Source organism: Nitratireductor sp. J20-h4 (genome assembly GCF_056780505.1).
In genome coordinates, this window is the sequence record NZ_CM165557.1 from 2,041,649 (window position 1) to 2,064,134 (window position 22,486).

The following is a 22,486-nucleotide window of genomic DNA, read 5'->3' on the forward strand; positions in this document are numbered from 1 at the left end:
TTTTGAGGTCGCAGCGCGGGAAAACCACCCGACATCGATGCCAGCGGAGGCCGAAACCTAGATGAAAAAGATCGAGGCGATCATCAAGCCGTTCAAACTCGACGAGGTGAAGGAAGCGCTTCAGGACGTGGGCCTGCAAGGCATCACCGTCACCGAAGCCAAGGGTTTCGGACGCCAGAAGGGCCATACCGAGCTCTATCGCGGCGCCGAATATGTCGTCGACTTCCTGCCGAAGGTGAAGGTCGAGATCGTGCTGTCCGACGATGCGGTCGAAGCGGCGATCGAGGCGATTCGCAAGGCCGCGCAGACCGGACGGATCGGAGATGGCAAGATCTTCGTCTCCAGCATCGAAGAGGTCGTGCGCATCCGAACCGGCGAAACCGGCGTCGAGGCGATCTAGCCCGGCCGCGCCGGGTTCAGGCCGAGTTTTCAGGCAAAGCGGCTTTGACAGGAAAACCGGGCGGCGTGTCTGTTTGCAAAAAGACGACGACCGCTCATCACAAATTGCCCGCAAGGCATGTCACACGTCAGACAGGGAAAGAGAGACCATGACGACAGCCAATGATATCCTCAAGCAGATCAAGGACAACGACGTTAAGTTCGTCGATCTGCGCTTCACCGACCCCAAGGGCAAGATGCAGCACGTCACCATGGACGTGGTGGCGGTCGACGAGGACATGTTCGCCGACGGCGTCATGTTCGACGGCTCCTCCATCGGCGGCTGGAAGGCGATCAACGAATCCGACATGGTGCTGATGCCGGACACCGAAACAGCCCATATGGACCCCTTCTTCGCGCAGTCCACGATGGTTGTGCTGTGCGACATCCTCGATCCGGTGTCGGGCGAAGCCTATAATCGCGATCCGCGCACCACGGCCAAGAAGGCGGAGGCCTATCTGAAGTCCGAAGGCGTCGGCGACACCTGCTATGTCGGTCCGGAAGCCGAGTTCTTCGTTTTCGACGACGTCAAATACAAGGCCGATCCCTACAACACCGGCTTCATGCTCGATTCGACCGAATTGCCGTCCAATGACGACACCCACTACGAAACCGGCAATCTCGGCCACCGCCCGCGCGTGAAGGGCGGTTATTTCCCGGTGCCGCCGATCGATTCCCTGCAGGACATGCGCTCGGAAATGCTGACCGTGATGGCGGAGATGGGCGTCGTGGTTGAAAAGCATCACCACGAGGTCGGGGCCGCACAGCATGAACTGGGCATCAAGTTCGACACGCTGACCCGCAACGCCGACAAGTTGCAGATCTACAAATACGTCATTCACCAGGTCGCCAACGCCTACGGCAAGACCGCAACCTTCATGCCCAAGCCCGTTTATGGCGACAACGGCTCAGGCATGCATGTGCATCAGTCGATCTGGAAGGACGGCAAGCCGACCTTCGCCGGCAACGAATATGCCGGCCTGTCCGAAAGCTGCCTGTTCTATATTGGCGGGATCATCAAGCACGCCAAGGCGATCAACGCCTTCGCCAACCCCTCGACCAACTCCTACAAGCGGCTGGTTCCGGGCTTCGAGGCGCCGGTGCTGCTCGCCTACTCGGCCCGCAACCGCTCGGCCTCCTGCCGCATCCCCTACAGCACCTCGCCGAAGGCCAAACGCGTCGAGGTCCGCTTCCCCGATCCCGCCGCCAACCCCTACCTTTCTTTCGCCGCCATGCTGATGGCGGGGCTCGACGGCATCAAGAACAAGATCCATCCGGGCCAGGCCATGGACAAGGATCTCTACGACCTGCCGCCGAAGGAACTGAAGCGCGTGCCGACGGTGGCCGCGTCGCTGCGCGAGGCGCTTGCCAGCCTCGACAAGGACCGCGCCTTCCTCAAGGCCGGCGGCGTGTTCGACGACGACCAGATCGACGCCTATATCGAACTCAAGATGCACGAAGTGCTGCGTTACGAGATGACGCCGCATCCGGTCGAGTTCGACATGTATTATTCGGTCTGATCGCCCCCCGCGGGACCGTTGCGAACCGCACGAAAGCCCCGCGGCCAGGCCGCGGGGCTTTCTGCGTTGTGGAAACACGACATAAAGCGGGGCGGCGCATTGTCGGCATGGGCACGAACTCTCTAACTGGGCGCCTTGAAAATCGGCAACGGGGAACGGACATGATGGCGGCAGCGCGCTTGGCGGTGAGCGGATCGGTCTTGGGCGTGCTGGCGATCGTGCTCGCCGCGTGTCAGACGATGAGCAAGGAAGAATGCGCGGTCGCTGACTGGCGCATCGTCGGCGAGACCGACGGAGCGGCCGGACGCGGCACCGACTACATTCTCAAACATGCCAAGGCTTGCCAGCGCGTCGGCGTCGTGCCGGACCAGTCGGCGTGGCTGGCCGGACGCGAAACCGGCCTGATCCGCTACTGCACGCCGCAAAACGCCGTCCGGGTCGGAACCGAGGGCAAGAGCTACGCCAATGTCTGTCCGCCGCAGCTCGATGGCCTGTTTACGCAGGGCTACCAGTTCGGCATGCGCGTGTATGACGCACGCGCCCGGCGCGACAGGGTTCAAAACGACATTTCCCGCAAGGAGAACGAACGCCGCGAACTGACCGCCTCGCTCGGCAAGGACCCGGCCAAGGACGCCGCCATCCGCGCCCAGATCAGCCAGCTCGACCGCGACATCGGTTTTCTTTATGGCTCCCAAAGCAGCGTCAATCTCGAACTGGGCCGCGCCGAGGCCGAGGCGGAGGGCTTCCTAGCCTCTCTCTAGCGCCTCGTCCGCGGCAACGGCGCGGGCGTCGAGACGCCGCGCCAATTCGCGCCGGATCTCGATCCAGGCGAATCGGATTGAATTTTCGACGATCTCGGCGTCGTAGCGCTTGAGCCCGTCGGCGATCGGCGCCCAATCAAGCAGCGCGCGGGGACTTTCGCTAAAGGCGTCGCCACCCGCCTCCAGGTTCGCCCAATGCACGCCCTCGAGCCGCGCATCGAATGCCGTCAGCCATGCAGCCAAAGTCGCTTCGTCGCGCATGTCGGCCGCGTTGTCGGCCAGCCCGGCACGAAAGCAGGTTCTGGCGAGGGCGCTCCGGCCCGCTTCGTCCAGCGCCGCCTCCGCGCCGACACGCACACCCGCATGCACGGCGAGGTCGGAAAGCGCCGCGACAAACACGTGCATCTTGGCGATGTTGACCGAAGCCACGAACACCTCGTCCTCGAACATCGAGGGATAGCGCGTGCCCATGCGCGCCTTGAGATAGCCGTAGAGCTTCTTCTGCGTGACGAAGGCCGCCCGTGTGCTGACGAAGTCGCACAACGCCGCCACGCTGTCGATCGGCGCCGTGTCGCGCCGCACCGACAGCCGCGACGCGAATTCGCGCAGGAACGTCAGTCCGGATGCCAGTTTTCCGCTCATCCCGCGCCCCGTCCACAACCGATGAATACGACCAATGTCTCAATTTCCATTGTCTTGCCGATAGCCGATCCTGCCCGATCATCGGTGTGAGTCCCGGCCGGGATTCCGTGATGAGCCCGCTCGCAGCCAATGCTGCCAGCACAATGTAGGGAGGGAAAACACCATGTCCGGCGAACACGCTCAACTGAGCGACGAAGCCCGGGATCGCTATTGGTCGAAAACCAGGAGCCTGACGATCGTCGTGCTCGTGCTCTGGTTCTTCTTCTCACTTGTCATCCCCTGGTTCGTCAGCTCGCTCAACAGCGTCAATTTCCTGGGCTTTCCGCTTGGCTACTACATGATCGCCCAAGGCTCGCTGATCGCCTTCGTTGTTCTCATCTTCTTCCAGAACTGGCGCCAGGACCAGATCGACGAAGAATTCGGCGTAGCCGACGAATAGGAGGCGTATCATGGCCATGATCAAGGGAAATTTTCTAGACAATATCGGCCGCGTCTACGGCATCTACACCGGCGGCTTCATCGCCTTCATCATCCTGATGGCGATCCTCGAGCAAATGGGGGTTGGCGCCGACACGATCGGTATCCTGTTCGTCGCCTTCACCATCGCCATCTACGCGCTGATCGGCTGGCTGTCGCGCACGATGGAGGTCGACGCCTACTATGTCGCCGGCCGCCAGGTTCCGGCGGTCTATAACGGCATGGCCACGGCGGCCGACTGGATGTCGGGCGCGTCCTTCGTGGCGCTCGCCGGCGGTATCTATTTCGGCGGTTACGGCTACATGGCCTTCATCGTCGGCTGGACCGGTGGCTACGTGCTCGTCAACTCGCTGATGGCGCCTTATCTGCGCAAGTTCGGCTGCTACACCGTGCCCGACTTCGTCGGCACCCGTTATGGCGGCAATCTGGCCCGCTTCTGCGCGGTCGTCGTCCTCGTGGTGGCGTCGTTCACCTATGTGACGGCACAGATCAACGCCACCGGCACGATCGCCGCCCGCGCCCTGCACATTCCCTTCTCTTACGGGGTGTGGTTCGGCTTGCTCGGCATCCTGCTGTGCTCGATGCTGGGCGGCATGCGCGCCGTCACCTGGACCCAGGTGGCGCAGTATATCGTGCTCATCATCGCCTATCTGGTGCCGGTGATCTGGATGTCGAACGCGCAGGGTTTCGGCATCATTCCGCACTTCACCTATGGCGAGGCGGCGACCACCATAGCCGGGCTCGAAACGCAATACGGGCTCAATCCGCCGGCCGAGGCCGTCCCCGGCCTGTCGGTGCTGACCACGCCCCATACCGGGCCGGTCGGCGATCTGGCGGAGTGGAAATTCGTCACGCTGGCTCTTTGCATGATGGCCGGCACGGCATCGCTGCCGCACATCCTCATGCGTTACTTCACCACGCCGTCGGTGCGGGCGGCGCGCAAATCGGTGGCCTGGTCGCTGCTGTTCATCTTCCTGCTCTACTTCACCGCACCGGCGCTCGCCACGCTGACGAAACTGCAATTGCTCGATCCCAGCCTGCCGACGGCCATCATCGGCAAGTCGATCGAGGAGGTGCAGAACCTGGCCTGGATCCAGAACTGGTCCAGCGTCGGCTTCCTATCGGTCGTCGACCAGAACGGCGACGGCATCCTGCAACTGAACGAGTTCTTCATGCGGCCCGACATCGTCGTTTTGGCAACGCCGGAAATCGCCGGCCTGCCCTACGTCATCTCCGGCCTCGTTGCGGCCGGCGGCATGGCGGCGGCGATGTCGACTGCCGACGGTCTGCTTCTGGCGATCGCCAACGCGCTTAGCCACGATCTTTACTACAAGATCATCGACCCGAAGGCGGACACCGCCGTCAGGCTGATCGTGGCCCGCGTGCTCCTGGTCGTCATCGGCGCGGCGGCGGCCCTGATCGCGTCGATGCAGCTGACCGGCATTCTGGGAGCTGTGGCCTGGGCATTCTGCTTCGCGGCATCGGGCCTGTTCTTCCCGTTGGCGCTCGGCGTGTGGTGGAAACGGGCCAACACGCCCGGCGCGATCGCCGGCATGGTCCTGGGCTTCGCCTCGGGCTCGGCCTATCTCTACTACGTCTATACCGGCGGCACGCCGTGGATGGGTCTCGACCATCTGCGCTTCGGCATCGTCGGCATGGCGACCAGCCTCGTGGCCATGGTCGTCGTCACCCTGCTGACGCCGGCGCCGGACGAGGAAACCCAGCGCATGGTCGACGAAACCCGGGTGCCGACCGGGCCGGCCATTCTTGCGGCCAAGCACTGACTTGACGCACACTGCGCGCGGGGACGGGAACAACTCCCGTCCCCGCGTTTTCGCGCAACGGACCCTTTCGGCATGGACCACACATTCGCGGCCTTCCCCCTCTGGGTGATCGTCATCGACTACCTGCTCGGCATCGTCATGTGGACGCTGATCGGGCGAGCGGCGATGAACGTCTTTTTGCCGGAGGATTCCGACTTCTTTTTCATGAAATTCTTCGTGCGGGCGACCAACCCGATCCTGCGCCTGTTCCGCCCGATCACGCCGTCTTTTCTGCTCGAACCGCTGGTGCCGGTCTTCGTTGCCTGGTTCTTCTACATGATCCGCTTCTACCTGATGCCCTGGCTCCTGGGCTATTCGGTCATGGGCATGCTGTCCTTCCCGCTGGAAGGGGAAATCGCGCGGGCGCTCTACCGGATGTTCGGCGGCGGCTGAAGAAAGGCCGGCGCGGCCGCCGGTTCAGTCGAGGGTCGCCATAAGCGCGTGGGCGGCGGCGATGTCGGCAAAGCGCATGGCGCGCTTGCGCGCCGCCTCGGCATCCTCGCCCCACTGGGCGATGTTCCAGTCCTCGTCCACATGCGCCCCTGCCCAGGCATGGTCGAGATCGATGGCGCCATCCTCGAGCGACAGGGCGATCAGCGCCGAACCGGTCAGCGTTGTCATCACATGCAGGCAGGCGAGCCGGAAAGGATCGCTGCGCGCGCGCAGATGGACACCAACCGCGGCGATCGACTCGCGCGGCTGCTCGACATGCATCACCCCCTCGGCAAGCACGAAACGCGCGCCCAGCCGCGTCAGCGCCCAGTCGAGCACCGGGTCCCAGGCCTCGGCCTGCAGCGCGGCCAGCCGTTCCGGGTTGCCGGCCCGGTAGCACACCAGGTCCGACGCGGCGAAGCGCAGAATATCCTCCAGCACCGCCTGCGGATCATGCGCGACGCCGTCGATCACCGTATTGGCGATGCGCGTCACCGGCATCGTCATCGGATCGATGATCTCGCCTTGCGCGGCGAACTCGCCGGCCACCAGTTCGGCCGCCGCCGCATTGGGCAGCGCAAGCAGCGCCCTGCCCGGCGTGCGCACCGGCTTGCCGTCGAGCCGCACCTCGTGGCCGCTGTCGCCGACCGACACGGTGGCCTGCGTGTAGAAGCGCTTCGGCAAAGGCTGGCGCATCTTTTCCTGCGCCCGCTTCATCGGATCGGGCCCGGCCAGACCGCGTTCGTCGTCGAGATCGTTGAGTATGTCGCGCATGATGTTGTCCATCGGCAAAAAGAAAAACGGTTGAGGCGGCTCAGCCTCGCGGCTGGCGCCGCGACGGCCGGTTGGCAAGCACAATACCGACCGCGATCATGCCAAGCGCGGCCACGATGCGCACCGAAACCGGTTCGGCAAGCAGCAGGCCGCCCAGAATGACCCCAAAAGCCGGCGTCAGAAAGGCGAAACTGGCAAGCGCGCCGGCCGGGTAGCGCCGCACCAGCCAGAACCAGACCAGATAGGTGAGTGCGACGACGTAGATGGCCTGAAACAGCATCGCGCCGCTCGCAAGAGCCGTGACCTCACGCAGGGCGGGACCCGAGACCGCCAGCAGCGGCACGGCCATCAGCGCTGACACAACAAGCTGGTAGAGCAGCACCTTTTCCGGGCTCGCCGCGGCCAGGCTGCTTTTGCGGACCACCAGCACCGTTGCGCCCCAGAGCGCGCCGGCGATCAGGCACATGATGTCGCCGCGGACGGCGGTCGGACCGGGGGCGCTGAGCTTGTCGGAAAAGACCAGGACCACGCCGCCGAAGGCCAGCACAGTCCCTGCGAGCTTCAGCATCGACATGCGTTCGCCGAGAAGGAAATGTGCGCCCACCAGCACCCAGAACGGCATGGTGTTGAGCATCAGCGCGCTGCGTGCGACGCTGGTATAGTCCAGACCCCAGAACAAGAGCACGAATTCGCCGCCGAAAAGCAGCCCCGCCAGAATGCCCGGCCACATCGTGCCGTCGCGCTCGAACAGCGCGACCCTGCGCCAGCGGCACCAGCCGTACACGCACAAGGCCGCGATTGCCGAGCGCAAGACCGTCAGCATGACCGGGCTGTAGCCGACACCCGCCAGCTTGGCGGCAACCCCGTTCAGCCCCCACGAGAAGGTGAGCACGATCATCAATCCGGCCGCAGAGGCGTCGATCGCGCCGTGCCGTTCGACGGGCTGCGCGACGCCGCTCATGGGTCCGGCGCCTCGTTTTCGTCGAAACCGAGCAGGTTGAAGCTCTGCACCATATGCGGCGGCAGCGGCGCGGACACGTCGATCATTCCGCTGCGCGGGTGCGGAATCACGATCCGGCGCGCGTGCAGGTGCAACCGGTTCTGGATACCGCCCGGCAACTCCCAGTTCTGGTCGGCCTCGAAATATTTGGGGTCGCCGATGATCGGGCAGCCGATCGAGGCGGCGTGGACACGCAGCTGGTGGGTCCGGCCGGTAAACGGCTCCATCTGCAGCCAGGACAGCGTCATGCCGGCCTGTTCGATGACCCGATAGTGCGAGATCGCATGGTCGGCCCCCGCTTCGCCATGCCGGGCAACCCGCATGCGGTCGCCGTCGGGTGTCTGTTCCTTGACGAGCCAGGATGATATCCGGTCCTCGCGCTTGCGCGGCACACCCTTGACCAGCGCCCAGTAGGTCTTTTTGGCGTCACGCCCGCGAAAGGCTTCGGCCAGCCGCATCGCCGCCAGGCGCGTGCGCGCCACCACCACGGCGCCCGACGTGTCGCGGTCGAGGCGATGCACCAGCCGGGGCTTTTCGCCCTTCTTGCTGCGCCAGGCCTCCAGCATCTGGTCGAGATGGCGCGACACGCCCGAACCGCCCTGCACCGCCAGGCCGGACGGCTTGTCGAAGACAAAGACCTGCGGGTCCTCGTAAAGCAGCATCTTCGACAGGAGATCGGCGTCGCTGCGGTCGCGCATGGTGCGCTGCGTCAGCGGCGCCTCCCCCTTGCGGTCGACGGCAAGCGGCGGAACCCGCACCACCTGCCCCGGCTCGACGCGCGTGTCCGATTTCACCCGGCCGCCATCGACCCGGATCTGGCCCGAGCGCAGCAGCTTTTGCAGCTGCCCGAAACCGAGGCCGGGGAAATGCGTCTTGAACCAGCGATCGAGCCGCATGCCGGCTTCGCCGCTTTCCACCGTGATCTGCTCTACGCCCGCCATCGCCTGTCGCCGGTCATGTCCGTTTCAAGCCGCGCACTTACCATCAGGCAAGGGTTCTTGCGAGCCACAATCCGCAAAACAGCGCGCCGACCGCGCCGATCACACTGGCGGCCAGGTAAAGCGCGGCCAGAGCGATGGCGCCGCGCTCCCACAAAAGCGCAACTTCGAGCGAAAAGGCCGAGAACGTGGTAAAGCCGCCCAAAAGGCCGGTGGCCACGAACAGGCGCAACTCCATCGGTGCACCGACGCGACGGGCAAGCAACTCGATGAACAGCCCCATGGCGAAACCGCCGACAATGTTGACGGTCAGCGTCGCCCAGGGAAAGCCGGGCCCCAGCAGGCGCAGAAACAGCATTCCGGTCAGATGGCGCAACGACGCACCGATGGCGCCGCCGGCCGCGATGATGGCGATATCCTTCATGCGGCGACACCTTGGCCATCGCCGGCCCTAAGTCAATCGGGCACGTCGGGTTGTCGAACCGGCCACAGGGTTGGCGACCGCCCGTCAGCGTCCCGCCAGCGATCGAAACGCGCCGTCTCCGCCGTCCTCACCCCGCCTGCCGCTTGGTCGGGGCCTGATCGTCGCTGCAGTGCGCGACGAAGCCGGTCACAAAGGCGGCGAGCGCGTTCCAGTTGGTGAACTCGTGGTCCTTGGTCACGTCGGTCGGCCCGCCCTCGCGATAGGCGATGTGCTTCATCAACAGACGCTTGAGGAAATCGTAGCGCGGGTAGCGCAACGCGCCGGCCGCCTGGTGCACCATCGCCGGATGCCAGCCGGTCTGATCGAAAAACGTCTGGGTGATCTTCTGGATCTCGGCGTGTTCCTCGGGAAACGGCGATGCGGAGGCCAGCGACACCGAGATGAAGGCGCCAGGCAGATCGGCAAGTGCGGTATCGTGCGTGGTCAGCCAATGCGCGATCGCGCTCGGGAATTGTCCCATATGGACCGGCGCGCACACGATGACCGCGTCGGCCAGGTCGAGATCGGCATCGCCAAGGTCGCCGGCGTCGAACACCGTGACCTGATGGCCGAGGCTCTGGATGGTCGCCGAGACGTTGCGCGCGATCTTGCGCGTATGGCCCTCGACCGTTCCGTAGATGACGATGACATGCATGCGACTGTTCCTTTCCTGATCTCGGAAGGGTCAGCAGACTCGCACCGCGCAAGCCTGGAAGGTGAAGTCGGTATCGGGTTCGGTCCGCGAGGCGTCGAACTGGCGCCCGTCAACGCACTGAACCCGCGCCTCGAACACGCGCCGACCGCCAAGATCGTATTCGCGCGCGGCGATGAAATAGCCGACCTCGCATTGTTTTTCGGCCGCGATGGCGCGCGTGATCTCGTCCAGCCATGCCGGATCGGTGGACTGCGCCACGGCCGGCAACGTCAAGGCGCCCCCAACGAGCAGCGACGTGATCAACGCTCTGAAAGCCAAGGCTCGTTCTCCGAAAACCGCCCATACGATGACGGTTTCGGCCACGGACGTCCTTGATCCCGGTCAAGCGGTCGACAGATTATTTACCGCCCCAGCGCCGCCAGCTGGTCGCGCAGGCGAGCGCCGACTTGCAGACCCAGCGCGGCGGCCGGACGATTGACGGCCGAGACGACGCCGCCGGCCAGACTATCGTCTGCCTCGCCGATGCGCGCCGTGTCGTGGGCGACCGCGCAGGCGGCGATGCCCGCGCGCGCCAGCCGGTCGAGCCCGGCAATCCCGGCCCGCTGCTTGCCGATGCCGGCATCGTTGAAGACGTAGAGCCTGGCTGCGACCGCCGCCGCGAAACGCGCCGCGCTGACGCCGCCATGCGAGCCGGTCACCACAACCTTGCCGGCATCCGCGGGCGATATCTGGGTGATGGAATCGATCAGCACGAGGTCGACATCGCCGAGCCTGTCGCCACGGCGACCGGTTCCGGCGATGTCGGCGTCGTTCCCGTTCATCCGCCCGAACGGTCCCGACGCAACTTGGCCCAGTAGTCGAGCCGTTTGCGGATATCGCGCTCGAAGCCGCGCTCGGGCGGGTCGTAATAGGTCTGGCGCCCCATCCGTTCGGGAAAATAGTCCTGACCGGAAAACGCGTCGTCCTGGTCGTGGTCGTAGAGATAGCCGCCGCCATAGCTCTCCGCCTTCATCAGCTTGGTCGGCGCGTTCAAGATATGCTTGGGCGGCATCAGCGAGCCGTGCTGCCTGGCGTCGCGCATCGCCGCCTTGAAGGCGGTATAGACGGCGTTCGATTTCGGCGCGGTGGCCAGATACACGCAGGCCTCAGCCAAGGCCAGTTCGCCCTCGGGCGAACCGAGATAGTCGTAGGCGTCCTTGGCCGCATTGGCGACGACGAGCGCCTGGGGATCGGCCAGGCCGATATCCTCGCTTGCCATGCGCACCAGCCGCCGGCCGATATAAAGCGGGTCCTCACCGGCATCGAACATGCGCGCGAGATAATAAAGGGAGGCGTCGGGATCGGAGCCGCGCACCGATTTGTGCAGCGCCGAGATCAAATTGTAATGCCCGTCCTGGCCCTTGTCGTAGATCGGGGCGCGGCGCTGGACTATTTCCTGCAAGGCAGCCGCGTCGAACACCTCGTCCGCGCCCGCCGCGCGCCAGATCTCCTCGGCAAGCGTCAACACGGCGCGGCCGTCGCCGTCGGCCATCCGCGTCAGCACGGCGCGCGCGTCCTCATCAAGCGGCAGCGGTCGCTCCTCGATCGTCTCGGCTCGTGTCAGAAGCAGCGCCAGGGCCTGCGCGTCGAGCGCTTTGAACACCAGAACCCTGGCCCGCGACAACAGCGCGGCGTTGAGCTCGAAGGACGGGTTTTCCGTCGTTGCGCCGACGAGGATCACCGTGCCGTCTTCCATCACCGGCAGGAAGGAATCCTGCTGGGCGCGGTTGAAGCGATGGATTTCGTCGACGAACAACAAGGTCTGATGGCCGTTGGCGCGCCGCAGCCGCGCCGCCTCGAACACCTTCTTGAGATCGGCGACGCCGGAAAAGATCGCCGAAATCTGCTCGAAGGCGAGCCCGGTCTCGCCCGCAAGCAGGCGCGCCACGGTGGTCTTGCCGGTTCCGGGCGGCCCCCAGAAGACCATCGAGCCGAGCGAACCCGAGCGGATCAGTCGCGTCAGCGCGCCGTCCGGCCCGGTCAGATGCTCCTGGCCGACGACGTCGGCGAGTTTTTGCGGCCGCAGCCGATCGGCGAGCGGGCGGGCCGGCTCGCGTTTCGGTGCCTCCTCGGTCTTAAACAGATCCCCCATGCGGCGCGCACCACCCCGTCAGTAACGCAGCATCTGGCGCAGCAACTGTCCGTCGCGCTCGACGGTGAAGCGCCACCAGCGCGTGTTTTCGGCCGCCGCGGAGACCAGCGCCTCGACCGTATCGATCGGCACACCGTTGACTTCCCGCACGATGTCGCGCGGCCGGAACCCGAACCCGGCCGCAGGCGATCCGCGCGGCACCTCGACCATCGCCACGCCCGTCGTGCGCGCCGGCAGGCGCAGGCGCCGGGCAAGGCGCGGCGACAAAGCGGCCACGCTGGCGCCGGCAAACGGACTCTCGCCGGCGATCTCGACCGGGCCGCCGCCGCTGCCTTCCGGCGCCCGCGCCAGCGTCACCGTAAGCTTGCGCTTCGCGCCCTGGCTCAGGACGTCGAAAGCAACCGCGCTGCCCATCGGCTGCGTGGCCAGACGATAGCCGAGCGCGTCGACATGCTCGATCGCTGCGCCGTTGAGCGCCAGCACCACGTCTCCCGGCTTGAGCCCCGCCGTCGCCGCCGGGCCGTCCACGTCGACCGCCGTTACCAGGGCGCCGGCCGGGCGCTCCATGCCGAGCGCCTCGGCGATCTGCGCGGTGACGGGTTCGAACTGCGCCCCCACGAAAGGCCGTTCGAAATGGTCCTCGCCCTGACGGGCGGCTTCCACCACCGCGCGCACCATGTTGGAGGGAATGGCGAACCCGATGCCGATCGAGCCGCCCGTGCGGCTGTAGATCGCCGTGTTGATGCCGACCAGGCGGCCGGCCATGTCGATCAGCGCCCCGCCCGAATTGCCCGGATTGATCGCCGCGTCCGTCTGGATGAAGAACCCGAAATCGACAATGCCGATATGGTTGCGCGCCAGCGCCGACACGATGCCGCTGGTGGTCGTTTGACCGACGCCGAACGGATTGCCGATCGCCAGCACGAGATCGCCCACCTCCAGCGCATCGGAATCGCCGATACCGATTGCCGGAAACGCCGCATCGGCCTCAATCTTCATCACCGCCAGGTCGAGCGATTCGTCTTTGAGCAGGATCGTGCTTTCATATTCGCGGCCGTCCGACAGCGCCACCTTGATGTCGTCCGCCTCGCCGATGACGTGATAATTGGTCACGATGATACCGGAGGGATCCACAATCACGCCCGAGCCGAGCGATGACTGCACCCGGGGCGGCATACGCCGGCCGAAAAACTGCTCGAAGAACGGATCGCCGGCAAAGGGCGAACGCGTCGCCACGACCTGCTTGGCATAGACATTGACGACTGCGGGCGCGGTTTCGCGCACCAGCGGCGCGAAGGAAAGCTGAATGTCCTGGCGCGCGAACGGCACCCGGCGCTCGGGCCCGCTCTGGGCCTGGCCGGATTCCGCGGCCGCCTTGTCATCCGGCCCGTCCCGGCCGGGCAGGAGTTCGTTCAAAAGGCCGCGCAGGCCGCCGGCATCCTCCTGCGCATGCAAAGGCACGGCGGCGCCAAGCGGCATCAGGGCGGCAACCGCCAACGAAACCATCACGGCGGCCATAAATTTGTGCATCAACGAATCCTCCATCACGGCACTCGTCGCATTGTCACCTTGATTGTGCAAATTGGAAGGCGATCCGGGACCGCAGGGGCCGCACCGGGCATCTTTGTGCGCAGCCGGCATTCCGACCGACCAGGCCGCGCGGCCCGCGACCTGATCGCGGCGCTGTGGCCGGTGCTCGCGTTTATGAGAACGAATACTCTATCGCGCACGCAAAAAAGGGGCCGAACGGCCCCTTCCTGCACTTCCGCGACTGACCGTGTGCGCTTACGCGGCCTCGGTCTCCTCGACCTTTTCCTCTGCTTCGACGCGGGCGCGATCGGCGGCGCCCTTGGCCGAGACGTCGCGGTCGACGAACTCGATCACCGCCATCGGCGCGTTGTCGCCATGGCGGAAACCCGCCTTCATGATGCGCAGATAGCCGCCATTGCGCTCGGCGTAGCGCGGCGCGATGGTGTCGAACAGGCGTTGAACCAGCTTGTCGCTGCCCACGCGCGAGATCGCCTGGCGCCGGGCATGCAGATCGCCGCGTTTGCCGAGCGTGACGAGCTTCTCCACGATCGGACGCAGTTCCTTGGCTTTCGGCAAGGTGGTGGTGATCTGCTCATGCTCGATGAGCGAGGCGGCCATGTTTGTGAACAGGGCCTTGCGGTGGCTTGCGGTGCGGTTCAGCCGGCGGCCGGAACGTCCGTGGCGCATGAGCCTTCTCCTTCAAATCCAAACTGTCCGGACCTGCCGGCTCTTAATACTGATCTTCGTAGCGCTTCGCGAGATCTTCGATATTGTCCGGCGGCCAGTCCGGCACTTCCATGCCGAGATGGAGGCCCATGGCGGCCAGAACTTCCTTGATCTCGTTCAAGGATTTGCGCCCGAAATTCGGCGTGCGCAGCATTTCGGCTTCCGTCTTCTGGATCAGGTCGCCGATATAGACGATGTTGTCGTTCTTCAGGCAGTTGGCCGAACGCACCGACAGTTCCAGCTCGTCGACCTTCTTCAGAAGGGCCGGGTTGAAGGCCAGTTCGGTCACCTGTTCCTGGGCGACTTCCTTCTGCGGCTCCTCGAAGTTGACGAACAGGCCGAGCTGGTCCTGCAGGATGCGGGCAGCAAACGCCACCGCGTCCTCGCCGGTGATCGACCCGTCGGTCTCCAGCGTCATCGACAGCTTGTCATAGTCGAGAACCTGGCCCTCGCGGGTGTTTTCGACCTTGTAGGACACTTTCTTGACCGGCGAGTACAGGCTGTCGACGGGGATCAGCCCGATCGGCGCGTCCTCGGCGCGATTGCGCTCGGCTGGCACGTAGCCCTTGCCGGTATCGACGGTGAACTCCATACGGATCTCCGCGCCCTCGTCGAGCGTGCAGATCGCGTGATCGGGGTTGAGAACCTCGATATCGCCGACCGTCTGAATATCGCCGGCCACGACGACACCCGGCCCCTGCTTGCGCACGACCATGCGCTTGGGACCGTCGCTCTCCATCCGGATCGCGATTTCCTTGATGTTGAGGATGATGTCGGTGACGTCCTCACGCACGCCGGCGATGGAGGAGAATTCGTGCAGGACGCCGTCGATCTGGACGGCGGTCACCGCGGCGCCGCGCAGCGACGACAACAGCACGCGCCGCAGCGCATTGCCGAGCGTCAGACCGAAGCCGCGTTCCAACGGCTCGGCGACAAGCGTCGTCACCGTCTTGTTTTTGGACGAGAACTCGATCTTGTTGGGCTTGATCAGTTCCTGCCAGTTCTTCTGGATCATGTGTTTGTCCTTCCGGTACCCTGCCACCATCCAATCGTGGCGGGCGATCTGGAACCCGCGGAGGAGCGCACAAGGCGCTCATGCGGCATGGTGTCGACGTGCGTCAGACCCGGCGCTTCTTGCGCGGGCGGCAGCCATTGTGCGGGATCGCCGTGACGTCGCGGATCGACGAGATCGTGAATCCAGCCGCCTGCAGCGCGCGCAGCGCCGATTCGCGGCCCGAACCCGGTCCGCTCACCTCGACATCGAGCTGGCGCATGCCGTGCTCCTGCGCCTTGCGGGCGCAATCCTCGGCGGCGATCTGGGCCGCGAACGGGGTCGATTTGCGCGATCCCTTAAAACCCTGCGCGCCGGCCGACGACCAGGCGATGGTGTTGCCCTGCGCGTCGGTGATGGTGATCATGGTGTTGTTGAAGGTCGAGCTGACATGCGCCACGCCCGACGAAATGTTCTTGCGTTCGCGGCGGCGAACACGAGCGGCTTCCTTGGCCATTTTGTTCCTTTCGTTCGATATCGACGCCGCCGTAATGCCAGCGGCTACACCTTGAGAGGCAGACGGGTCTCAGCCACAGGCCGGTGGAACCGGTCCGGCGGCACCCGCCCTGCCCGCTCTTACTTCTTCTTGCCTGCGATCGCCTTGGCCGGACCCTTGCGGGTGCGCGCATTGGTATGGGTGCGCTGGCCGCGAACCGGCAGCGAGCGGCGATGGCGCAGGCCGCGATAGCAACCCAGGTCCATCAGACGCTTGATGTTCATCGAGACTTCGCGCCGCAGGTCGCCCTCGACCTGATAGTCGCGGTCGATCGATTCGCGGATATGCATGACCTCGGCGTCGGTCAACTGGTTGACCCGGCGATCGGACGGGATGTTCGCCTTGGCGACGATCTCGGCCGCGAATTTCGGGCCGATGCCGTGAATATACTGCAGCGCGATGACGACGCGCTTGTTGGTCGGAATGTTGACGCCGGCTATACGAGCCATCTGTATCTCCATGTGGGCCGATCAATGCCGGCGCTTGTGTGCAATCGCTCCGCGTCCGGTGGAGCCCGGCCCCTGCGAAGGTTCCCTTCAGATGCAACAACAAAGCCGAGCCGAACCGGCCCAGCCGACTGTCTGTCTGATGGGAGACGCGCCGCTATAGTCCAAGCAGCCCGTCCCGTCAACCGGTCTTTCAGCTTACCGGCGCGATTTCCTGGAGAACGGCCTCGATCGCCTCGGTAACCGCGTCGATCGAAGCCATGCCGTCGACGCCGACCAGCTTGCCCTTGGCGTGGTAATAGCCGATCAACGGCGCCGTCTTTTTGTAATATTCACGCAGGCGCTCGTCGAACACTTCCGGGTTGTCGTCCTTGCGCGGCGGCTGGCCGGCGGCCTGCGCCTCCTCGGCCCGCTTGACGATCCGGCCGACGAGGGCCTTGTCGTCAACAACGAGTTCGATCACCGCGTCCAGCCCCTTGCCGCGCTCGCACAGCATCGCCTCGACCGCGTCGGCCTGGGCCAGCGTGCGCGGATAACCATCGAGGATGAAACCACGCGCGCAGTCCGGCTGATCGATCCTCTCGCCGACAATCGCATTGACGATCGCATCCGAAACCAGTTCGCCTGCGTCCATGACCGCCTTGGCCCGGCGCCCGACATCGGTTTCGGCCTTGACGGCGGCCCGCAACATGTCTCCCGTCGACAGTTGCGGAATGCCGTGCCTTTCGACAAGCCTTTGCGCCTGCGTCCCCTTCCCCGCTCCCGGCGGACCGAGCAGTATCAGCCTCATCGACCCCTCTTTCCTCCGCGAAGCTTCGATTTCTTGATCAGCCCCTCATACTGATGTGCGATCAGATGTCCCTGGACCTGCGAAACGGTGTCGAGTGTTACGCTGACCACGATCAGGAGGGAAGTACCACCAAGGTAGAAGGGCACGCCGGTCGCCGAAATCAGAAACTCGGGCACCAGACACACCAGCACGAGATAGAGCGCGCCGACGACCGTGATGCGCGTGAGCACATAGTCGATATATTCGGCCGTCCGCTCGCCCGGGCGATAGCCGGGAATGAAGCCCGAATGCTTCTTCAACTGGTCGGCCGTATCCTTCGGATTGAACACGATCGCGGTGTAGAAGAACGCGAAGAAGGCGATCATCGAGGCGTAGAAGATCATGTAGAGCGGCTGACCGTGCCCGAGCGTCGCCAGGATCGAATTGGCCCAGCCAGGCAGGGTCGACGTGTCGGAAAAGCCCGCCAGCGTTGCCGGCAGAAGCAGCAGCGACGAGGCGAAGATCGGCGGGATGACGCCGGCAGTGTTGAGTTTCAGCGGCAGGTGCGAGGTGTCGCCCTGGAACATGCGGTTGCCGACCTGACGCTTCGGGTACTGGATCAGCAGCCGACGCTGTGCGCGCTCAAAGAAAACGATCAACGCGATAAGCGCGATCGCCAGCACGATGATCGCCAGGATGATGCCGGTCGACAGCGCCCCGGTACGGCCGAGTTCCAGCGTGCCGCCGAGCGCGGACGGCAGACCGGCGACGATACCGGCAAAGATGATCAGCGAAATGCCGTTGCCGATGCCGCGAGCGGTGATCTGCTCGCCCAGCCACATCAAGAACATGGTGCCGCCGACAAGCGTGATGACGGCCGAAATACGGAAGAACCAGCCCGGATCGGTGACGATGTTCGCCCCGCTCTCCAGCCCGACCGTGATGCCGTAGGCCTGCACGGTGGCGAGCAGCACGGTTCCGTAGCGCGTGTACTGGTTGATGACCTTGCGGCCCTGCTCGCCTTCCTTCTTCAGCTGTTCCAGCGTCGGAACCACCGACGTCATCAACTGCATGATGATGGAGGCCGAGATGTAGGGCATGATGCCGAGCGCGAAAATCGCCATGCGCTCGACTGCGCCGCCGGCGAACATGTTGAACATGCCGAGCACGCCGCCCGACTGCTGCTCGAAGGCCTGTGCGAAGGCTTCCGGATTGATACCGGGAATGGGGATATAGGTGCCGAGGCGGTAGACAAGCAGCGCGCCGAGCGTGAACCAGATTCTCTTTTTCAGGTCCTCCGCCTTGGCGAAGGCGGCGAAATTGAGATTGGATGCGAGTTGCTCAGCAGCTGATGCCATGGGAAATTCTCCGCTTCGTCACGCCGCGGGTCCGTTCGTTGCGAACGGCGTGCGTCGCCGAAGCCCCGAAATAGGCTCCGGCCAGCCAAGATGCAAGCGGCGGCCTTGGGCCGCCGCTATTGGTCGCACCGGGTGCCGGTCTATTCCGCCGCGGGCTTTTCCGGCACTTTGACGGAACCACCGGCCTTTTCGACCTTCTCCACGGCCGCCTTGGAGGCGCCCGCGATGTCGAAGTTGACCTTGGCCTTCAGTTCGCCGTCCGACACCAGGCGCACGCCGTCCTTGACGCGGCGAATCACGCCGGCCTTGACCAGCGCCTCGGCTGTCACCGTGTCCTTGGCGTCGAGCTTCTTGGCATCGAGCGCGATCTGGATACGCGCCAGCGACACAACGTTGAATTCCTTCGGGAAAGGAACCTTGAAGCCACGCTTGGGCAGGCGCCGGTAGATCGGCATCTGGCCGCCCTCGAAGCCATTGATGGACACGCCCGACCGCGACTTCTGGCCTTTCACGCCACGCCCGCCGGTCTTGCCCAGGCCGGAGCCGATGCCGCGTCCGACGCGCTTGCGCGAATGGGTCGCGCCGTCCTTGTCACTCAGTTCGTTGAGTTTCATGTCGATACTCCAGCGCCGCTCAGGCCTCGCCCACAACGCGGACGAGATGTTGCACTTTCGCGATCATGCCGCGCACGGAGGGCGTATCCTCCAGCGTGCGCCGGCGATGCATCTTGTTCAATCCCAACCCGATCAGTGTCGCGCGCTGCGCGCCCGGGCGACGAATGGGACTGCCGGTCTGCTCGACCGTAACGGTCTTGCCGCTTTTCTTCTCAGCCATTGTCCTGCTCCTCAGTCAGCCGATCGACGGACTATTCTTCGGCGGCGGCGGTGCCGCGGCGCGCCTGAAGCGACGAATATTTGATGCCGCGCTGAGCGGCGATGTCCTTCGGATGCATCTGCTGCTTGAGCGCGTCGAACGTGGCGCGCACCATGTTGTAGGGATTGGAGGTTCCCATAGACTTGGCGACCACGTCGTGCACGCCGAGCGTCTCGAACACCGCGCGCATCGGACCGCCGGCGATGATGCCGGTACCGGCCTTGGCCGCCCGCAAGAGCACCTTGCCGGCGCCATGGCGGCCGGAGACGTCGTGATGCAGCGTGCGACCCGAGCGCAACGGCACGAAGATCATCTCACGCTTGGCGCTCTCGGTCGCCTTGCGGATGGCCTCCGGCACTTCGCGCGCCTTGCCGTGGCCGAAACCGACGCGACCCTTCTGGTCGCCCACCACGACGAGCGCGGCGAAACCGAACCGACGGCCGCCCTTGACGACCTTGGCGACGCGGTTGATGTGAACGAGCTTGTCGACAAATTCGCTGTCGCGCTCGTCGCGATCACGGTTGCGACCGTCCCTACGATCTTGTGCCATTTTCCTGTTCCTTGTTCTTTTCCGGAAGCACGGTTGGAGTTGAGGACCCGCACGGCGTCATACCGGCCGCGCGGGCGGTGATCAGAAGCTCAGACCGCCCTCGCGGGCCGCCTCGGCCAGCGCCTTGACGCGGCCGTGATAGAGATAGGCGCCGCGGTCGAACACGACGTCCTTGACGCCCGCCTTGACGGCGCGTTCGGCAAGCAGCTTGCCGACGGCGGCGGCCGCGTCAGAATCCGCGCCAGTCTTGAGCGACCCCTTGAGGTCCTTTTCCAGCGTCGACGCGGCGGCGACGGTATGGCCCTTTTGATCGTCGATGATCTGGGCGTAGATGTTCTTCGACGACCGGTGAACCGAAAGCCGAAGACGATCGCCCGATACCGCCTTCAACTGACGGCGAACGCGGGCGGCGCGGCGCTGAGCGGGATGCTTCGAAGCCATGGCCTGCTTTCCTTACTTCTTCTTGCCTTCTTTGCGCACGATGCGCTCGTCGGCATAACGCACGCCCTTGCCCTTATAGGGCTCGGGTCCACGATACTTGCGGATTTCCGCGGCGACCTGGCCAACCTTCTGGTTGTCGATGCCGCTGACCACGATCTCGGTCGGCTTCGGCACCGAAAGCTGGATGCCCTCGGGCGCCTCATAGACGACCTCGTGGCTGAAGCCCAGTGAAAGCTGCAGGTTCTTGCCCTGCATGGCTGCGCGGTACCCGACGCCGGTGATTTCGAGCCGCTTCTCAAAGCCGCTCTTCACCCCGTTGAGGATGTTGTCGATGATCGTGCGCGACATGCCCCATTTGGAGCGCGCGTCCTTGGACTGGTCGCGCGGATCGACTTTGATGCCCTCATCGTCGAGCTTCACCAGAACTTCGTCGTTGACGACGAAGGTGAGCTCGCCCTTCGGACCCTTCGCGGTGACGGTCTGACCGTCGACGCTGGCCGTCACGCCCTCGGGCACCGGCACGGGTTTCTTACCAATACGAGACATTTTCCCGACCTCGTCTTCCTGTTCCGTTTCCCTGCCCGATCAGAAGATCTGGCACAGGACCTCGCCACCGACATTGTTCTCGCGCGCCTCGTGATCGGCCATCACGCCCTTGGGCGTGGACAGGATCGAGATGCCGAGGCCGTTGGAAACCTGCGGGATCGATTTTGCCGACACGTAAACGCGCCGACCGGGCTTCGACACGCGGGCGATCTCGCGGATCACCGGCACGCCGTCGAAATATTTCAGTTCGATCTCGATTTCCGACTTGCCGTTGTCGAAGTCGGTCTGGCTGTAATCGCGGATATAGCCTTCCGACTTCATCACTTCCAGGACGCGGGCGCGCAGCTTGGACGCCGGTGTGGACACCGTGTTCTTCTTGCGGCCGTAGGCGTTGCGGATGCGGGTCAGCATATCGCCGAGAGGATCACTCATGGACATCGCACGCCCTCCTTACCAGCTCGACTTCACAAGGCCCGGGATCATACCCAGCGAGCCCAGTTCACGCAGCGCCACACGAGACATGTTCAGCTTGCGATAATAGGCACGCGGGCGACCGGTCACCTCGCAGCGATTGCGGATACGCACCTTCGAGGAGTTGCGCGGCATCGCGGCGAGCTTGAGCTGCGCGCGGAAGCGGTCCTCCATCGGCAGGTCGCGGTCCATCACGACCGCCTTGAGCGCGGCGCGCTTGGCGGCGTGACGCGCAACGAGCTGGCGACGACGCTTGTTCTTTTCGACTGAGCTGGTCTTTGCCATTTCAGATTGTCCTTTCTCGCTGCCGTTACTGCCTGAACGGGAAGTTCAGGGCCTTGAGCAAGGCCCGAGCCTCGTCGTCGGTCGGGGCAGTCGTGCAAACGATGATGTCCATTCCCCAGATCTGGTCGACCTTGTCGTAATTGATCTCGGGAAACACGATGTGTTCCTTGATGCCCATGGCGAAATTGCCGCGTCCATCGAAGCTTTTCGGATTCAGGCCGCGGAAGTCGCGCACGCGCGGCAGCGCGATCGTCACCAGACGATCGACGAAGTCGTACATACGATCCTTGCGCAGCGTCACCTTGGCGCCGATCGGCATGCCCTCGCGGACCTTGAAGCCGGCGATCGAGTTGCGGGCGCGGGTCACGACGGCCTTCTGGCCGGCGATCAGCGCCAGGTCTCCCGCCGCCGTGGTCGGCTTCTTGGAGTCCGCCGTGGCCTCGCCGACACCCATATTGATGACGACCTTGTCGAGACGCGGAACCTGCATCCCGTTGGCGTAACCGAACTGGTCGCGAAGCGCCTTGCGGATCGTCTCGTTGTAGAGCTTTTTCAGGCGGGGTTCGTAAGCCGTCTCAGACATCGATCGCTACTCCCGAGCGCTTGGCGACGCGCACCTTCTTGCCGTCCTTGACGTCGAAGCCGACGCGGGTCGGCTTGCCGTCCTTGGGATCGGCGAGCGCGAGGTTGGACAGGTGGATCGGCGCGTCGAGCGCGACGATGCCGCCTTCCTGGGTCTGCGTCTGCCGCTGGTGGCGGCGCACAACATTGATGCCACGCACGACGGCCTTGTCGTCCTTCGGCATGACTTTCACAACTTCACCGGTACGGCCCTTGTCCTTGCCGGCGAGCACGACGACTTTGTCGCCCTTACGGATCTTCTGCATCAG

31 protein-coding genes are annotated in these 22,486 nt (G+C 64.5%); 6 read left to right on the top strand and 25 right to left on the bottom strand.

The features are described from left to right. The first annotated feature begins 61 nt into the window (after positions 1 to 61). From ACT2B0_RS09945 to ACT2B0_RS09955, 3 genes are all read left to right on the top strand, one after another. Positions 62 to 400, top strand: a complete 339-nt coding sequence (locus tag ACT2B0_RS09945; RefSeq protein ID WP_473464197.1) for a P-II family nitrogen regulator — start codon at positions 62 to 64, stop codon at positions 398 to 400. A 148-nt stretch (positions 401 to 548) separates the two neighbouring features. Next, positions 549 to 1,958 (top strand): type I glutamate--ammonia ligase, encoded by a 1,410-nt coding sequence (glnA, locus tag ACT2B0_RS09950; RefSeq protein ID WP_473464199.1) that lies wholly within the window; start codon positions 549 to 551, stop codon positions 1,956 to 1,958. A 161-nt stretch (positions 1,959 to 2,119) separates the two neighbouring features. Beyond that, positions 2,120 to 2,719, top strand: a complete 600-nt coding sequence (locus tag ACT2B0_RS09955) for a DUF2799 domain-containing protein (RefSeq protein WP_473464201.1) — start codon at positions 2,120 to 2,122, stop codon at positions 2,717 to 2,719. Here the strand turns inward: ACT2B0_RS09955 and ACT2B0_RS09960 are convergent. Then, positions 2,705 to 3,361: a hypothetical protein gene (locus ACT2B0_RS09960; protein WP_473464204.1), complete on the bottom strand. Its 657-nt coding sequence runs from the start codon at positions 3,359 to 3,361 to the stop codon at positions 2,705 to 2,707. The genes ACT2B0_RS09955 and ACT2B0_RS09960 overlap by 15 nt on opposite strands. 163 nt (positions 3,362 to 3,524) lie before the next feature. On the opposite strand from ACT2B0_RS09960, the gene ACT2B0_RS09965 reads away from it, so the two are divergent. The 3 genes from ACT2B0_RS09965 (at position 3,525) to ACT2B0_RS09975 (ending at position 6,054) form a co-directional block, all read left to right on the top strand. Next, positions 3,525 to 3,800: a DUF4212 domain-containing protein gene (locus ACT2B0_RS09965; RefSeq protein ID WP_473464206.1), complete on the top strand. Its 276-nt coding sequence runs from the start codon at positions 3,525 to 3,527 to the stop codon at positions 3,798 to 3,800. 10 nt (positions 3,801 to 3,810) lie between these two features. Further along, positions 3,811 to 5,622 carry a sodium:solute symporter family protein gene (locus ACT2B0_RS09970; protein ID WP_473464208.1) on the top strand — a complete coding sequence of 604 codons (1,812 nt, stop codon included), beginning with the start codon at positions 3,811 to 3,813 and terminating at the stop codon, positions 5,620 to 5,622. Between the two features lie 72 nt (positions 5,623 to 5,694). Then, a complete protein-coding gene (locus ACT2B0_RS09975; RefSeq protein WP_473464210.1) occupies positions 5,695 to 6,054 on the top strand; it encodes a YggT family protein in 360 nt (119 codons plus the stop codon). Positions 6,055 to 6,078: 24 nt separating this feature from the next. Here ACT2B0_RS09975 and ACT2B0_RS09980 read toward each other — a convergent pair whose 3' ends face one another. From ACT2B0_RS09980 to rplX, 24 genes are all read right to left on the bottom strand, one after another. After that, positions 6,079 to 6,867, bottom strand: a complete 789-nt coding sequence (locus ACT2B0_RS09980) for an ATP12 family chaperone protein (RefSeq protein ID WP_473464213.1) — start codon at positions 6,865 to 6,867, stop codon at positions 6,079 to 6,081. Between the two features lie 40 nt (positions 6,868 to 6,907). Next, a complete protein-coding gene (locus ACT2B0_RS09985; protein WP_473464215.1) occupies positions 6,908 to 7,828 on the bottom strand; it encodes a DMT family transporter in 921 nt (306 codons plus the stop codon). Next, a complete protein-coding gene (locus tag ACT2B0_RS09990) occupies positions 7,825 to 8,808 on the bottom strand; it encodes an RluA family pseudouridine synthase (RefSeq protein WP_473464218.1) in 984 nt (327 codons plus the stop codon). The genes ACT2B0_RS09985 and ACT2B0_RS09990 overlap by 4 nt, the downstream gene beginning before the upstream one ends. 43 nt (positions 8,809 to 8,851) lie before the next feature. Continuing rightward, positions 8,852 to 9,229, bottom strand: coding sequence for a fluoride efflux transporter CrcB (gene crcB, locus ACT2B0_RS09995; protein ID WP_473464221.1), 378 nt, complete (start codon positions 9,227 to 9,229; stop codon positions 8,852 to 8,854). Between the two features lie 127 nt (positions 9,230 to 9,356). Then, on the bottom strand, positions 9,357 to 9,923 hold the full coding sequence (locus ACT2B0_RS10000) for a flavodoxin domain-containing protein (RefSeq protein ID WP_473464223.1): 567 nt from the start codon (positions 9,921 to 9,923) through the stop codon (positions 9,357 to 9,359). A 30-nt stretch (positions 9,924 to 9,953) separates the two neighbouring features. Beyond that, positions 9,954 to 10,286 carry a hypothetical protein gene (locus ACT2B0_RS10005; protein ID WP_481658478.1) on the bottom strand — a complete coding sequence of 111 codons (333 nt, stop codon included), beginning with the start codon at positions 10,284 to 10,286 and terminating at the stop codon, positions 9,954 to 9,956. Between the two features lie 38 nt (positions 10,287 to 10,324). Further along, complete coding sequence (locus ACT2B0_RS10010) at positions 10,325 to 10,744, bottom strand: hypothetical protein (RefSeq protein ID WP_473464228.1); 420 nt, start codon at positions 10,742 to 10,744, stop codon at positions 10,325 to 10,327. Then, positions 10,741 to 12,054 carry a replication-associated recombination protein A gene (locus ACT2B0_RS10015; protein WP_473464231.1) on the bottom strand — a complete coding sequence of 438 codons (1,314 nt, stop codon included), beginning with the start codon at positions 12,052 to 12,054 and terminating at the stop codon, positions 10,741 to 10,743. The genes ACT2B0_RS10010 and ACT2B0_RS10015 overlap by 4 nt, the downstream gene beginning before the upstream one ends. 18 nt (positions 12,055 to 12,072) lie before the next feature. Continuing rightward, positions 12,073 to 13,584 carry a DegQ family serine endoprotease gene (locus tag ACT2B0_RS10020; protein WP_473464233.1) on the bottom strand — a complete coding sequence of 504 codons (1,512 nt, stop codon included), beginning with the start codon at positions 13,582 to 13,584 and terminating at the stop codon, positions 12,073 to 12,075. Positions 13,585 to 13,839: 255 nt separating this feature from the next. Then, on the bottom strand, positions 13,840 to 14,271 hold the full coding sequence (gene rplQ / locus ACT2B0_RS10025) for a 50S ribosomal protein L17 (protein WP_156712466.1): 432 nt from the start codon (positions 14,269 to 14,271) through the stop codon (positions 13,840 to 13,842). A 43-nt stretch (positions 14,272 to 14,314) separates the two neighbouring features. Further along, positions 14,315 to 15,325, bottom strand: coding sequence for a DNA-directed RNA polymerase subunit alpha (locus ACT2B0_RS10030; RefSeq protein ID WP_473464236.1), 1,011 nt, complete (start codon positions 15,323 to 15,325; stop codon positions 14,315 to 14,317). Positions 15,326 to 15,428: 103 nt separating this feature from the next. Beyond that, positions 15,429 to 15,818, bottom strand: a complete 390-nt coding sequence (gene rpsK, locus ACT2B0_RS10035) for a 30S ribosomal protein S11 (protein WP_106569162.1) — start codon at positions 15,816 to 15,818, stop codon at positions 15,429 to 15,431. 119 nt (positions 15,819 to 15,937) lie between these two features. Beyond that, positions 15,938 to 16,306 carry a 30S ribosomal protein S13 gene (gene rpsM, locus ACT2B0_RS10040; protein ID WP_473464239.1) on the bottom strand — a complete coding sequence of 123 codons (369 nt, stop codon included), beginning with the start codon at positions 16,304 to 16,306 and terminating at the stop codon, positions 15,938 to 15,940. Positions 16,307 to 16,496: 190 nt separating this feature from the next. Then, on the bottom strand, positions 16,497 to 17,093 hold the full coding sequence (locus ACT2B0_RS10045) for an adenylate kinase (protein WP_473464241.1): 597 nt from the start codon (positions 17,091 to 17,093) through the stop codon (positions 16,497 to 16,499). Further along, positions 17,090 to 18,430: a preprotein translocase subunit SecY gene (secY, locus tag ACT2B0_RS10050; protein WP_473464244.1), complete on the bottom strand. Its 1,341-nt coding sequence runs from the start codon at positions 18,428 to 18,430 to the stop codon at positions 17,090 to 17,092. Before secY ends, ACT2B0_RS10045 begins: the two co-directional genes overlap by 4 nt. Before the next feature lie 140 nt (positions 18,431 to 18,570). After that, positions 18,571 to 19,044, bottom strand: coding sequence for a 50S ribosomal protein L15 (gene rplO, locus ACT2B0_RS10055; RefSeq protein WP_473464246.1), 474 nt, complete (start codon positions 19,042 to 19,044; stop codon positions 18,571 to 18,573). Positions 19,045 to 19,063: 19 nt separating this feature from the next. Next, the gene (gene rpmD / locus ACT2B0_RS10060) at positions 19,064 to 19,264 is read right to left on the bottom strand and encodes a 50S ribosomal protein L30 (RefSeq protein ID WP_473464249.1); all 201 of its coding nucleotides are present in this window, start codon (positions 19,262 to 19,264) and stop codon (positions 19,064 to 19,066) included. Between the two features lie 31 nt (positions 19,265 to 19,295). Then, positions 19,296 to 19,853: a 30S ribosomal protein S5 gene (gene rpsE, locus ACT2B0_RS10065; protein WP_473464251.1), complete on the bottom strand. Its 558-nt coding sequence runs from the start codon at positions 19,851 to 19,853 to the stop codon at positions 19,296 to 19,298. Positions 19,854 to 19,934: 81 nt separating this feature from the next. After that, positions 19,935 to 20,294 carry a 50S ribosomal protein L18 gene (gene rplR, locus ACT2B0_RS10070; RefSeq protein WP_473464254.1) on the bottom strand — a complete coding sequence of 120 codons (360 nt, stop codon included), beginning with the start codon at positions 20,292 to 20,294 and terminating at the stop codon, positions 19,935 to 19,937. Between the two features lie 12 nt (positions 20,295 to 20,306). Further along, entirely contained in the window at positions 20,307 to 20,840 is a 534-nt protein-coding gene (rplF, locus tag ACT2B0_RS10075) for a 50S ribosomal protein L6 (RefSeq protein WP_473464256.1), read from the bottom strand. Between the two features lie 39 nt (positions 20,841 to 20,879). Continuing rightward, positions 20,880 to 21,278 (bottom strand): 30S ribosomal protein S8, encoded by a 399-nt coding sequence (rpsH, locus tag ACT2B0_RS10080; protein WP_106569153.1) that lies wholly within the window; start codon positions 21,276 to 21,278, stop codon positions 20,880 to 20,882. Between the two features lie 12 nt (positions 21,279 to 21,290). Continuing rightward, positions 21,291 to 21,596 carry a 30S ribosomal protein S14 gene (rpsN, locus tag ACT2B0_RS10085; RefSeq protein WP_473464260.1) on the bottom strand — a complete coding sequence of 102 codons (306 nt, stop codon included), beginning with the start codon at positions 21,594 to 21,596 and terminating at the stop codon, positions 21,291 to 21,293. 25 nt (positions 21,597 to 21,621) lie between these two features. Beyond that, positions 21,622 to 22,179, bottom strand: a complete 558-nt coding sequence (gene rplE / locus ACT2B0_RS10090; protein ID WP_473464262.1) for a 50S ribosomal protein L5 — start codon at positions 22,177 to 22,179, stop codon at positions 21,622 to 21,624. Continuing rightward, a complete protein-coding gene (rplX, locus tag ACT2B0_RS10095; protein ID WP_473464265.1) occupies positions 22,172 to 22,483 on the bottom strand; it encodes a 50S ribosomal protein L24 in 312 nt (103 codons plus the stop codon). The genes rplE and rplX overlap by 8 nt, the downstream gene beginning before the upstream one ends. Positions 22,484 to 22,486 lie beyond the last annotated feature (3 nt).